12 protein-coding genes are annotated in these 12,789 nt (G+C 59.9%); 5 read left to right on the top strand and 7 right to left on the bottom strand.

What is annotated here, in order from left to right:
• Positions 1-389 precede the first annotated feature (389 nt).
• Positions 390-2,078: a long-chain-fatty-acid--CoA ligase FadD2 gene (gene fadD2, locus CAG47_RS07725; protein WP_085724291.1), complete on the bottom strand. Its 1,689-nt coding sequence runs from the start codon at positions 2,076-2,078 to the stop codon at positions 390-392.
• A gap of 244 nt (positions 2,079-2,322) precedes the next feature.
• Between fadD2 and CAG47_RS07720 the strand changes: the two genes are divergently transcribed.
• The gene (locus CAG47_RS07720) at positions 2,323-3,267 is read left to right on the top strand and encodes an alpha/beta hydrolase (RefSeq protein ID WP_085724290.1); all 945 of its coding nucleotides are present in this window, start codon (positions 2,323-2,325) and stop codon (positions 3,265-3,267) included.
• A 41-nt stretch (positions 3,268-3,308) separates the two neighbouring features.
• The gene (locus CAG47_RS07715; RefSeq protein WP_085724289.1) at positions 3,309-3,779 is read left to right on the top strand and encodes a MaoC family dehydratase; all 471 of its coding nucleotides are present in this window, start codon (positions 3,309-3,311) and stop codon (positions 3,777-3,779) included.
• Positions 3,780-3,845: 66 nt separating this feature from the next.
• On the opposite strand, the gene CAG47_RS07710 is transcribed toward CAG47_RS07715, so the two are convergent.
• Complete coding sequence (locus CAG47_RS07710; RefSeq protein WP_085724288.1) at positions 3,846-4,313, bottom strand: PA2169 family four-helix-bundle protein; 468 nt, start codon at positions 4,311-4,313, stop codon at positions 3,846-3,848.
• A 203-nt stretch (positions 4,314-4,516) separates the two neighbouring features.
• Between CAG47_RS07710 and CAG47_RS07705 the strand changes: the two genes are divergently transcribed.
• A complete protein-coding gene (locus CAG47_RS07705; RefSeq protein ID WP_003227425.1) occupies positions 4,517-4,753 on the top strand; it encodes a DUF3820 family protein in 237 nt (78 codons plus the stop codon).
• Between the two features lie 19 nt (positions 4,754-4,772).
• The gene (locus CAG47_RS07700; protein ID WP_085724287.1) at positions 4,773-5,954 is read left to right on the top strand and encodes an aminotransferase class V-fold PLP-dependent enzyme; all 1,182 of its coding nucleotides are present in this window, start codon (positions 4,773-4,775) and stop codon (positions 5,952-5,954) included.
• Between the two features lie 237 nt (positions 5,955-6,191).
• On the opposite strand, the gene CAG47_RS07695 is transcribed toward CAG47_RS07700, so the two are convergent.
• From CAG47_RS07695 to zwf, 3 genes are read right to left on the bottom strand one after another with little or no spacing between them, the layout of a single operon-like run.
• Positions 6,192-6,857 carry a bifunctional 4-hydroxy-2-oxoglutarate aldolase/2-dehydro-3-deoxy-phosphogluconate aldolase gene (locus tag CAG47_RS07695; RefSeq protein ID WP_007974446.1) on the bottom strand — a complete coding sequence of 222 codons (666 nt, stop codon included), beginning with the start codon at positions 6,855-6,857 and terminating at the stop codon, positions 6,192-6,194.
• A gap of 17 nt (positions 6,858-6,874) precedes the next feature.
• Positions 6,875-7,588, bottom strand: a complete 714-nt coding sequence (gene pgl, locus CAG47_RS07690; RefSeq protein ID WP_085724286.1) for a 6-phosphogluconolactonase — start codon at positions 7,586-7,588, stop codon at positions 6,875-6,877.
• Positions 7,575-9,044, bottom strand: coding sequence for a glucose-6-phosphate dehydrogenase (gene zwf, locus CAG47_RS07685; RefSeq protein ID WP_085724285.1), 1,470 nt, complete (start codon positions 9,042-9,044; stop codon positions 7,575-7,577). Before zwf ends, pgl begins: the two co-directional genes overlap by 14 nt.
• Positions 9,045-9,272: 228 nt before the next feature.
• Here zwf and CAG47_RS07680 point away from each other — a divergent pair, with 228 nt between their 5' ends.
• Positions 9,273-10,133 (top strand): MurR/RpiR family transcriptional regulator, encoded by an 861-nt coding sequence (locus tag CAG47_RS07680; RefSeq protein ID WP_170948639.1) that lies wholly within the window; start codon positions 9,273-9,275, stop codon positions 10,131-10,133.
• 147 nt (positions 10,134-10,280) lie between these two features.
• On the opposite strand, the gene CAG47_RS07675 is transcribed toward CAG47_RS07680, so the two are convergent.
• Together CAG47_RS07675 and CAG47_RS07670 are read right to left on the bottom strand one after the other, a co-directional pair.
• Positions 10,281-11,135 carry a D-hexose-6-phosphate mutarotase gene (locus CAG47_RS07675; RefSeq protein ID WP_085724284.1) on the bottom strand — a complete coding sequence of 285 codons (855 nt, stop codon included), beginning with the start codon at positions 11,133-11,135 and terminating at the stop codon, positions 10,281-10,283.
• Between the two features lie 114 nt (positions 11,136-11,249).
• Positions 11,250-12,596, bottom strand: coding sequence for a carbohydrate porin (locus tag CAG47_RS07670; RefSeq protein ID WP_085724283.1), 1,347 nt, complete (start codon positions 12,594-12,596; stop codon positions 11,250-11,252).
• Positions 12,597-12,789 lie beyond the last annotated feature (193 nt).

Raw genomic sequence — 12,789 nt, 5'->3', positions numbered from 1 at the left:
TCCTCAGCAACGCGAATTCAGCACCGCATTTGATGCGATTATTATTGGTGTTTGGCCATTGGTGAATCTGGCTGATAGAAGGCCGAGAAGTCACAAAGCGCGCCGAGAGTAGCAGCTTTGCCAAGGGTCGACTAGAGCCAAAAGCGGCCTCTACGGTCACTTTTATGACTCAAGACTTGAAGGCGGTCATTTTAGAGCAAAAATTCTATACACCCCTGAAAGCCCCGAAAGTCGGGGCTTTCGCTTAAACCTGTAGGAGCGAGCATGCTCGCGAAAAACGTCCGGGCAACGCGATCATTCAGACAGCACGCGTTATCGTTGACGTCCATCGTCGGAACGCCGCCCGGAGCATGCTCGCTCCTACAGGACAGGGATCGGCCATTCACCGGTCAGGCAATGTCACGCAACTCCCGCCGCAGGATCTTGCCCACCGGTGTCATCGGCAACGACTCACGCAGCACGATGTGCTTGGGTACCTTGTACGCCGTGAAGTTCTCCTTGCAGTAGGCCTTCAGCTCTTCAAGGCTGACGCCCGCTTCTCGGGCCACCACGAACAACTTCACCGCCTCTCCCGACCTTTCATCCGGCACACCGATGACCGCACAGTTGGCAACTTTAGGGTGAGCCATCACGATGTCTTCGATCTCGTTCGGGTACACGTTGAAACCCGAGACGATGATCATGTCCTTCTTGCGATCGACAATGCGCACGAAACCGTCCGGGTCGATCACCGCAATGTCACCGGACTTGAACCAGCCCTCGGCATCCAGTACCTCGGCGGTGGCATCAGGTTTCTGCCAGTAGCCCTTCATGATCTGCGGGCCCTTGATGCATAGCTCGCCGCGCTCACCCAATGGTTGTTCGACGCCGTCATCGCTGATGACTTTCAACGTGGTGCCCGGCACCGGCATGCCGACCGTACCGATCCGCGATTGATCGCCGTAGGGGTTGGTGCAGGCCACCGGCGAAGTTTCGGTCAGGCCGTAGCCTTCGGTGATGCGGCAACCGGTCAGTTGTTCCCAACGCTCGGCGGTGGCCTTGACCAGCGCAGTACCGCCGGAATTGGTGAGTTTGAGGCTGGAGAAGTCCAGGCTCTTGAAGTCCGGGTGATCCATCAGCGCGACGAACAGCGTGTTGAGCCCCAGCAACGCCGAGAACCGCCAGTTCTTCAGTTCCTTGATGAAGCCGGCGATGTCCCGTGGATTGGTGATCAACACGTTGTGGTTGCCGGTGACCATCATGCACATGCAGTTCGCCGTGAAGGCATAGATATGGTAAAGCGGCAGCGGCGCGATCATGACCTCCTGGCCTTCGCGCAACAACGGCTGGCCGTCCCTGGCCGACTGGCTGAGGCAGGCCCGTGCCTGCTGCATGTTCGCCACCAGGTTGCCATGGGTCAGCATCGCGCCCTTGGCCAGGCCGGTGGTGCCGCCGGTGTATTGCAGCACGGCGATGTCGTCGAGACCGACGTTCAGCGGCTTGATGCCGAGCCCCCGGCCCATGCGCAGCGCACTCTTGAAGGAAACAGCCTGGGGCAAGGAATAGCCAGGGACCATCTTCTTGACCTTGCTCACCACCGTGTTGACCAGCCACCCCCTGGCAGCGGGCATCAGGTCGCCCATCTTCGCTTCGATCAGATACTGGATATCGGTGTCGGGGAGCACTTCCTGGACTTTCTGGCCGAACATGTTCAGGTACACCAGCGCCCGGGCACCGGAGTCCTTGAACTGGTGACGCATTTCCCGCGCGGTGTACAGCGGGTTGGTGTTGACCACGATCAGCCCGGCGCGCAAGGCACCGAACACGGCAATCGGATAATGCAGAACGTTGGGCATCTGCACGGCAATGCGGTCTCCCGGCACCAGGTCGGTGTGGGCTTGCAGGTAGCCAGCGAAAGCAGCGCTCAGTCGCTCCAGCTCGGCGTAGGTCAGGGTGACACCCATGTTGCTGAACGCTGGGCGGTCAGCAAACTTCTTGCAGGAACGCTCGAACACCTCGAGCACCGACTTGTAGGTCCCCAGATCGATATCCAGGGGGACGCCGGCCGGGCGTTTGTCATTCCAGAAATCAGGTTGCATTGTTCTTGTCCTCTTTACCTGAATCCATCCGGGCCACTTTTCTGTCACTTTTCAAAAAAAATGCAAAAAGCGGAGCTCCACGGACACTAGCAGCTATGCCGTAGCAGGCAAATATGCTCAGGGCCGTCATTGACCGTATGAATCTTCCAGCCGTGGCGTAGGCTAATCGGACGCCCGGCCAAGGATGCGCTATAAACTGCAACGAGCTGTTTGCGACCAGGCAGCCTCATGCAAAGGAACCGCCATGATCCATGACTCTTTCTGGCTGACCACGAGCGACCACAGCCGCCTCTTCGTCAACCAGTGGCTTCCCGCCGGGAGCCTCAAGGCAATGATTCTGCTGGCCCACGGCATGGCCGAGCACAGCGGTCGTTATGGACCTCTGGCGGAAAAACTCTGTGATCAGGGCTATGGCGTGTGCGCACCGGACCTGCGTGGACATGGCAAAACTGCCGAAAACGGGACACTCGGACATTTCGCCGATGACGACGGCTGGTGCAAGGTCGTGAGCGACCTGGCCTGCCTCAACCAACACGTCGGCCAGCACCACCCTGGCGTACCGATCTTGCTGCTCGGCCACAGCATGGGCAGCTACATCGCCCAGGCCTATCTGGTACACCACAGCGCCAGCCTGCACGGGGCAATCCTCAGCGGCTCGAACTTCCAGCCTGTGACGCTTTATCGCGCGGCACGGCAAATCGCCCGCTTCGAACGCCTGCGCCAGGGCCGCAAAGGACGCAGCGCATTGATCGAATGGCTGTCGTTCGGCTCGTTCAACAACAAATTCAAACCGGCACGCACGCCGTTCGATTGGCTCAGTCGTGATCCGGCGCAGGTCGACCTGTACGTCAACGACCCACTCTGCGGTTTCCGCTGCACCAATCAACTGTGGATCGACCTGCTCGGTGGCTTGCAGCAAATCAGCAAAGCGTCCAATCTCGCCCAGATCGACCCGGGCCTGCCACTGCTGGTGATTGGCGGTGAATGTGATCCGGTGAGCGAAGGCAAACGTCTCAAGGATCTGGCCGCCGCGCTGCGGGCGGCCGGCAGCCAGCACCTGCAACTGACCGTTTACCCGCAGGCGCGCCACGAACTGTTCAACGAGAGCAACCGCGATGAAATCATCGCCGATGTGCTGAACTGGATCGCACAAGCCTTGAGCACTCCTCGGCCCCAGCGATCCGAATAGTTTTTTGTGAATTTTTTATTTCGTCACAGGAATCGAGACAGATGACCCAGGTTACCAACACCCCTTACGAAGCCCTCGAAGTCGGCCAGACCGCCAGCTTCAGCAAGACCGTCGAAGAGCGCGACATCCAGCTGTTCGCCGCGATGTCCGGCGATCACAATCCGGTACACCTGGATGCCGAATACGCCGCTGGCACCATGTTCAAGGAGCGCATCGCCCACGGCATGTTCAGTGGCGCACTGATCAGCGCGGCGGTCGCCTGCGAATTGCCTGGACCGGGAACTATCTACATCGGCCAGACAATGAGCTTTCAGAAACCTGTAAAGATCGGCGACACCCTGACCGTGCGCCTGGAAATCCTGGAAAAACTGCCGAAGTTCCGCGTGCGCATTGCCACCCGCGTGTTCAACCAGCGCGAAGAACTGGTAGTGGATGGCGTGGCGGAAATCCTCGCGCCTCGCAAGCAACAGAGCCTGACGTTGACGGAGCTGCCGGCGATCAACATCGGCTGATTGACGAGACAAGAACAAACCATGCGGGAGCGAGCTTGCTCGCTCCCGCGGCTGTTTCAGCGTGGCTTACGAACGTGCGCGCGCCTGGTTACGCAGGGCTTTGACCTGGTCGTGGTTACGCTGGACGCCGTGGTACTGACGCTCCACCAGGTCACGAATGCCTGCCAGGTTGTGCTTGTGGATTTTTTCCATGGCATCGCGATAAGCCTTCATTGCGTGGTCCTCACCGCGCTCGGCTTCATTGAGTACCGCCTCCTCGCCCTTGCCGGTGAACATCGACTTCACGTCGACCCAACGACGGTGCAGGTCGCCGCTGACACTGGTGGAGGTTTGCGGATCGCCGCCCATCGAGCGTACGGCAGACTGCAACTCTGCAGCCGCCGTCCCGCAATCGGCCGCACGGTTGATAAACAGGGTTTTGAGTTCAGGATGCTTGATGTCTTCAGCGCAAGTCTTGAACCCCGCCTGACCGTCCTTGCTGGTTTCAATCAGGTCATTGAGCACAGAAATCGCTTCTTTGTTCATGTCGGTCATTTTTCGGTTCCTCGCGTGTCATGAAAGATGCAATGAGTAGTGCACCCTGCATGCCAGACTGGAACCGTTAATTTATTTCTTGTTTTTCAAAGAGTTATCAATCGCCAGAGAATCTGTATCCGTTTTATTTGCATGATCTGTCATTTGGCCTGCATGCAGAATGCCTGTATTTTCCAGACTGACTGAATCAAGACGACTGATCGATGAACCCTGAAAAACTCGAACTGCTGATCACCCGCGAAATGCCCTTCGGCAAGTACAAGGGTCGAATCATTGCCGACCTGCCCGGCCCTTACCTGAACTGGTTCGCCCGGGAGGGTTTCCCCCATGGCGAGTTGGGTGGCCTGCTGGCCCTGATGCAGGAAATCGATCACAACGGTTTGTCGGACTTGCTCGAACCGCTGCGCGCCAAACACGGCAAGCCGGCCCCGCGCCACTGAATCACCTACCGAGTACGCCATGCCCGACAACACCCTCCGCGCCCGTGATGAAGCCTTCTGGCAGACCTTTGCCGACCGCTACGATGTCGAACCCGGCCCGCTCAACCTGGAAAACGGTTACTTCGGGCGCATGTCGCGCACGGTGGTCGAGGAATACCAGCGCAACATCGAACTCATCAACCGCAGTAACTCGGTGTACGTGCGCCAGCGTTTCGAACAGGACGACAGCCTGAAGATCCGTGCGCAACTGGCCAGGTTGATTGGCGCACCCGCCGACAGCATCGCCCTGACCCGCAACGCGTCGGAAGGCTTGCAGTCGCTGATCCGCAATTACAATCGGCTCCAGCCCGGCGATCAGGTACTGATCTGCGACCTGGAATACGATACGGTCAAAGGCGCCATGCGCTGGCTGGCGCGCAATCGCGGCGTTGAAGTTGTCGAAATCGAACATGCGCACCCGGCAACTTTCGACAGCCTGTTGAACACCTACCGCGAAACTTTCGCACGGTATCCACGGCTGAAGTTGATGGCCCTGACCCACGTCACCCATCGCACGGGCCTGGTGATGCCGGTGCAGGCAATTGCAGCCGCTGCGAAGGAACATGGCATCGACGTCATCCTCGACGGGGCCCATGCCCTCGGCCAGATCGAATTCGACCTCACCGCACTGGGCATCCACTTCGCCGGTTTCAACCTGCACAAGTGGATCGGCGCGCCGTTGACGCTCGGCTTCATCTACATCGCCCCCGAGCGCCTGGCCGACATTGACCCGGACATGGGCGAGATGCATTTTCCGCCGACCGACATCCGTGCCCGCACCTCGTACAGCACCCCCAACATCCCGGCGCTTCTGACCCTGCCGCTGGTGCTTGAAGAACATTGGGCGATGGGGGGCGCCGCGGCCAAAGGCACGCGGCTCAATTATCTGCGCAACCGCTGGGTCAGGGCGGCGCGGCAGTTGCCGGGCATTGAAGTCCTGACCCCGGATGACCCGCGCCTGTATTGCGGCATCACGTCCATGCGTTTCATCGCCCAGGCCGATCAGCAGTCAATGGTCGAGCGGCTGCTCAACGACTACAACCTGTTCACCGTAGTACGCACCGGCGCGGCGTGCGGTCCGTGCATCCGTATCACTCCAGGGCTGACCACCACCGCCGAACACATGACGCGGCTGACCACGGCGCTGACGGAGTTGTGCTGACCTACTCGCGATGGTCGAACGATAACGCCGGTACCTGTAGGAGCGAGCACGCTCGCGATGGTCGCTCAGTCGACTCGGGCCAACCTGATGCCCCGCGTTATCGTTCACGTCCATCGCGAGCGTGCTCGCTCCTACAGGTATTGATTGCCACGACTTTTCGCGGGCAAAAAAAAACGGTGCACCGACCAAGCGCACCGTAAAGCCGTAGAACACACAACGAAGTGTCGGGTGAAGCGATCAGTCCAGCAGCGCCAAAGCCTCGGCGGTGCATTCCTGAATGCGGGCCCAGTCGCCGTTCTTGATCCACTCCGGATCAAGCATCCAGCTACCGCCCACGCACATGACGTTTTTCAACGCCATGTAGCTCTTGATATTGGCCGGGCCGACGCCGCCGGTCGGGCAGAATTTCACTTCGCCGAACGGGCCGCCCAACGCCTTGATGGCTGCAACGCCACCGCTGACTTCCGCCGGGAACAGCTTGAAGCGGCGATAGCCCAGACCATAGCCTTCCATGATGCCCGAGGCATTGCTGATGCCCGGCAACAGTGGAATCGGGCTGGCGACGCTCGCTTCCAGCAGATCACGGGTGATGCCCGGCGTGACGATGAATTGCGAGCCCGCCGCTTCCGCCGCCGCCAGCATGTGGCGATCGAGCACGGTGCCGGCACCGGTCACCAGCTCCGGGCGCTGCTCGCGCAGGATCTGGATGGCCTTGAGGCCGAACTGCGAACGCAGGGTCACTTCCAGGGCGGTCAGGCCACCGGCGGCAAGGGCATCGGCCAACGGCAGGACGTCCTGCTCGCGGGCAATGGTGATCACCGGCAGAATCCGCGCTTTCGCGCAGAGGCTGTCGATCAGGGCAACTTTGTCCGCCATGGAAACGGTCGGGGATGGGTTTGTCATAGCGGCTGTTCCTTGGCTCATGGGCACCAGTAAATCTCTAACGTGGGTTGCAGAAAGGCGCGCACCGGCATTTCGGCGACATCGTCACCGGCCAGCGCGAAACTCAGGGTGGTCAGCTTGGACTGACCGGAAATCGATAGAACCTTGTGCTTGGCCGAGGCCAGTAGCGCACGACTCATGGTCAGGCGCTGACGCGGCACAGTCGGCGCCAGCATCGGCCAGCAGTGACGAATGCCATCGGCCTGCAGGGCCTCGGCAAGGTTCGGACTGTTGGGGAACAGCGACGCGGTGTGGCCGTCATCGCCCATGCCGAGGATCAGTACGTCAATCGCCGGCAGTTCGGACAGCAAACGGTCAGCCTTCTCGGCCGCCTGTTCAAGGTTGGCGCTGGCGCTGTACAGGCTCAGGAACCGCGCCTTGGCCGCGGGGCCTTGCAGCAGGTATTTCTTGATCAAGCCGGCGTTACTGTCAGCGTGTTCGACCGGCACCCAGCGCTCGTCGGCCAGGCTGACCACCACGTTCGACCAGTCCAGTGTCTGCTTGGCCAGGTGCTGGAAAAACGCCACCGGGCTGCGGCCGCCGGAAACCACCAGGGTCGCAGTGCCCCGGGCGTCGATCGCATCGCTCAGCTGCTTCGCCACGTTCAGTGCCAGGCTTTCAGCCAGCAGCACCGGGCTCTTGAACCCATGGGCGCTGACGCCTTGAGGCAGTTTCAGTTTAGATATCGCCATACCACGACCTCCCGTCCCGCGTGATCAAAGCAATGGAGCTCATCGGCCCCCAGGACCCGGCCGCGTACGGCTTGGGCGCATCACCGGACTTTTTCCACCCGGCGATCAACTGGTCACACCACTTCCACGCGGCTTCGATTTCATCTTTACGGACAAACAGGTTCTGATTGCCGCGCATCACTTCCAGCAACAACCGCTCGTAGGCATCGGGAATCCGTGCGCTGCTCCAGGTGTCGGAAAAATTCAGCTGCAATGGACCGCTGCGCAGCTGCATGCCTTTATCCAGGCCTTGATCCTTGGTCATCACGCGCAAGGAAATGCCTTCATCCGGTTGCAGGCGGATAATCAGCTTGTTGCTGATTTGCAGGCGCTGCTCGGGAGCGAAGATGTAGTGCGACGGTTCCTTGAAGTGGATGACGATCTGCGACAGCTTCTGCGGCATGCGCTTGCCGGTACGCAGGTAGAACGGCACGCCGGCCCAGCGCCAGTTACGGATGTCGGCACGCAGGGCAACGAAGGTTTCGGTATTGCTCTGGGTGTTGGAATTGGGTTCTTCCAGGTACCCGGGCACCGCTTTGCCTTCGCTGTAGCCGGCGATGTACTGGCCGCGCACCACCTGGGTGGTCAGGCCCTCCGGGCTGATCGGCGCCAGGGCCTTGAGCACCTTGACCTTCTCGTCGCGGATACTGTCGGCGGACAGGTCGGCCGGCGGGTCCATGGCGATCAGGCAGAGCAGTTGCAGCAAGTGGTTCTGGATCATGTCCCGCAGTTGACCGGCCTTGTCGAAGTAACCCCAGCGGCCTTCGATACCAACCTTCTCGGCCACGGTGATTTCCACGTGGGAGATGTAGTTCTGGTTCCACTGGGTTTCGAACAGGCTGTTGGCGAAGCGCAGGGCGATCAGGTTCTGGACGGTCTCTTTGCCCAGGTAGTGGTCGATGCGGTAGGTGCGGTTCTCCGGGAAGAACTGCGCCACGGCGTCATTGACCTTGCGCGAGGATTCCAGGTCGGAACCGATGGGCTTTTCCAGGACCACGCGGGTGTTTGCCGCCAGGCCGACCTTGGCCAGGTTCTCGCAAATCGCGCCATAGACGGCGGCCGGGGTCGCAAAGTAGGCGATGACCCGCTGCGCACTGCCGGCGGATTCGGCCAGGGCCACGTAATCTTCGGAGTTGAGGAAGTCGACGTGCAGGTAGCTCAGGCGTGCCAGAAAACGCTCGACCACCGCCTCGTCCAGCTCTTTGGCACCGACATAGCGGCGCAGCTCGGAGGCAATGAACGCCAGGTGTTCCTGCTCGCTGCCAGCCTCACGGGCCAACGCGATGATGCGCGTGTCCTCGTGCAGCAGGCCTGCGCCGTCGAGTTGATAAAGGGCAGGAAACAGCTTGCGCAAGGCCAGATCGCCCAGGGCGCCGAACAAGGCAAAGGTGCACGGTTCAACCGTAATCGAGAGCATGATGTTTGTTCTTTTATCAAGTTAAGCTACAAATACCTTTTTTCAAGGCATCACTCAAGGGAAAATGTAGTAATAACCACAACATTTTTGCAAAATGTAGATTCCGAGTGGTGGTCGGTCGGAGCCATCAGTAGGATAGGCCACCGTTACGGGCCTCACCAAAGGCCCTTTTTGCATTAGCCGCGCGCTTATCGGTGCCGGTGAATCAAGGATACTTATATGGACCGCGTGCGAAATCTACTGGAGCAAATCCAGAATCGCCTTGAAGAGCTGAACAAGGCCGAACGCAAAGTCGCCGAAGTGATCCTGCTCAACCCGCAGCAGGCCACCCGCTTCAGCATCGCCGCCCTCGCCCAGGCCGCCTCGGTCAGCGAACCGACGGTCAACCGTTTCTGCCGTTCCTTCGGCGTCAGCGGCTACCCCGAGCTCAAACTGCAACTGGCCCAGAGCCTGGCCAGTGGCGCCGCCTACGTCAGCCGTGCGGTGGAAGCCGACGACAATCCGGAGGCCTACACCCAGAAGATCTTCGGCAGCGCCATCGCCTCGCTGGACAGCGCTTGCCAGGCACTGGACCCGAACCTGATCAGCCGCGCCGTCGACCTGCTGATCCAGGCCCGGCAGATCCACTTCTTCGGCCTCGGCGCCTCGGCCCCGGTGGCACTGGATGCGCAGCACAAATTCTTCCGTTTCAACCTCGCCGTCACGGCCCACGCCGATGTACTGATGCAGCGCATGATTGCCTCGGTAGCCCACACCGGCGAGTTGTTCGTGATCATTTCCTACACCGGCCGCACCCGCGAACTGGTGGAAGTGGCGCGCATCGCCCGGGAAAACGGTGCCTCGGTACTTGGCCTGACCGCCGAGAACTCGCCGCTGGCCAAGGCCAGCACCCTGAGCCTGAACATTCCGCTGCCGGAAGACACCGACATCTACATGCCAATGACGTCGCGGATCATTCAGCTGACCGTGCTGGACGTGCTCGCCACTGGCATGACCTTGCGCCGGGGCGTGGATTTCCAGCCGCATTTGCGCAAGATCAAGGAAAGCTTGAATGCCAGCCGGTATCCGGTGGGTGATGAGTTCAACTAGCCCGAAATCTTTACTGTCTGTCCCGGCCTCTTCGCGAGCAGGCTCGCTCCCACTGTGGATATGTGTTGAACACCAATACTGTGTCCACTGAGGATCCATTGTGGGAGCGAGCCTGCTCGCGAAGGGGTTGGCCGCAACACCGCAGAATCAAGCCCCCACCCGCGCCTGCAAGCTCAAATGCGCCCGCTCCCCGGGCGCAAGGCACAGGCTGTCGGTGCCACCGCTCGCCGCCTCCACACAGACAAATTCGGATATCTCGTTCCAGGTAACGCCCAGCAACGGACGTGAACCGGGATGCCACACCACCGTGTCTGCCATTTCCCCGGTATCAATGCACAGCGCCCGTTGCCAGGCATGGTCGTTGAGCTGCAACTCGCCGTCATGCTGGAACACTCGCTGACAGCCGCCGTCCACGCGCAACTCGCCTTCCTGCTGGCAAACCTGCCGGTTCAAGTGGTCGTAACCTTGCGCGCCGTCGAGTCCAGACAGCGCTACCTCACCGACGTCGCCAATACGCCAGTAGGCGTGCAAAGCCTGGCTCAATTGGCATGGCATGTCGTCCTGGTGCTCGGTACTCAGGCGCAGTTCCATACGTTCACCCAGATGCGCGTGAAGGTCTACCTGCCAGTCGCACAACTCAAGCCGCCAGTGCAAACGCACACCTTCATCGTCACTGCTGCTGTCGATCAACTTCCAGTCGAGCAAACGTGCCCAGCCATGAGACGGCCATGCATTCTCGCTCGGATGACGGCCATACCACGGCCAGCACACCGGCACGCCACCACGAATGGCACCCACTTGCGGCCACTTCGCCGCGCACCATAGCCAGGGTTTCTGACCCTTGGGCTGGAAGTGCAGCAACTGCGCGCCCTGACGACTGAACACCGCCTGACACAGCGGATGATCGATCACCAACACGTCGCGCTTCTGATAGCGCTCCCACGCAAACACCGGTCGTTCGCGCAAGGATTTGAAGAAGCGTTGTAGCGGATGCTCAAGCATGTGCCACGGTCCTGAAAGTCATCTGTCACCGGGGTGCGCGGCCGGCAAAAAAAAGCGGACAGCCATGGCTGTCCGCAAATATGCGCACATGGAGAGCAGCTTATCGCAGACGCGTCAGAACACCGACTGAATTTTCAAGCCGGCCACCAGCGCGTTATCGACTTCATCCACACCACCCGGATGCGTGATGTATTGCAGGTTGGGACGTACGGTCAGCCAGTTGGTTACGTGGACGCCGTAGTTGATCTCGTAGTTGTATTCGGTTTCACGAATGGGCGAGAACAGCGGATTGTCGTAATCCGAAACGCCATTGGACGCGTTGACCAACTCGGTGTTTTTCTTCACGTCATCGTTGACATGGATACGGGCGAAACCGATGCCCACGTCATCCTTCGGACGAGCATCGAACGGCCCCTTGTAGACAAACATCAACGACTGGTAGTTGTCGATGAAGTTGGTGTCCTTGTCGTGGAAAGTGGCGTTGGCCGCGATGTTCAGACCGCGAGAAGCGTCACCGTTGTGGCTGGTCAGTTGTTGCTGCGCGACGAACCAGTAGCCGTGCTTGCTATCGTGAACGCGATAAGGGTTGCCGGTGGTCGCAGCATCCTGACCGTTGTCGTCCTTGAGAACGTCCGCGGCATCGGAGGTACTTTTGTAGTAACCGACACGGTACTCGCCCGGCAGGCTGTTGACCTTCGGCGACCAGACCAGCTCGACCGGCAGGACGGTGCCATTGGTGCCACTGCCACTGAGCTTGAAGCCGTTGCCGTGCTCCAGTTGCGAGGTGTTCTGGTTGTACGCGCCGATCTGCGCGTAGAGCTCGTCGTTGATGTTGTACTTCACGCGGATCGCCGCCTGGCTGACCGGCCAGTTGTACCAGATGTTGGTCGCCCAGTTACCCACCTGGGATCCGCAGAACGCTAGGTTCTGGAACTCGCACGGGAAGGTGTTGAAGTCTTCGCCTTCACCGAAGTAACCGGCCTTGATGTCCAGTTTGTTGTCGAAGAACTGGTGCTGAATCCACAACTGGGTCAGACGCACCATATGGCCACGCCCGAAGACTTCCTGGGAGGAACTCAGGGTGCCGGCACGCGGGTCGCCGATACGGTCATTGGAGATGTTCTCACCGTTACGGTTGGTGAGCTGGATCTTGGCCTGGGTGTTATCCCAGCCGAACAGTTTCTCCAGGTCCAGTGCCGCGCCCAGGCCAAACTGGTCGGCATAGCGCGCGGTCTTGTCATCGTTGAAACCGCCATGCAGGTTGCCGCCGACTTCACCGACGTAGTCCATCTTGATGTCGATGCCTTGCTCGATCAGTTTGGTTCGCTCGCCACCCCAATCGCCCGTCATCCATCTGGAGTCGGAGCTGAACGCTTCATCGGCCATCGCATTGCCGGCCAGAACCAGTGCTGCCGCTGCTGACACCTGGCAGATCAACCGGGCCTTGTTCTTCATCTTCATCCCTACATCCTCGTCTTATTGTTATTAACTTTTCTTTTCCAACGCGGTTACATCCGGTGCAATGCGCGACAGGCCGCGCATTGCGAATCCCCCCTCTCCCCTCTGTAGGAGCGAGCATGCTCGCGAGAAACCTGAGAACACCGTGGGGTGTCAGGTTTCCAGTGTCATCGTTGACGTCCATCGCGAGCTTGCC

Origin of the sequence: Pseudomonas sp. R37(2017), from assembly GCF_002113375.1 — a bacterium.
In the GTDB taxonomy this organism is placed as follows: domain Bacteria; phylum Pseudomonadota; class Gammaproteobacteria; order Pseudomonadales; family Pseudomonadaceae; genus Aquipseudomonas.
The sequence above is the reverse complement of the archived record's forward strand: the minus strand, read 5'-3'. Positions and strand labels throughout refer to the sequence as shown.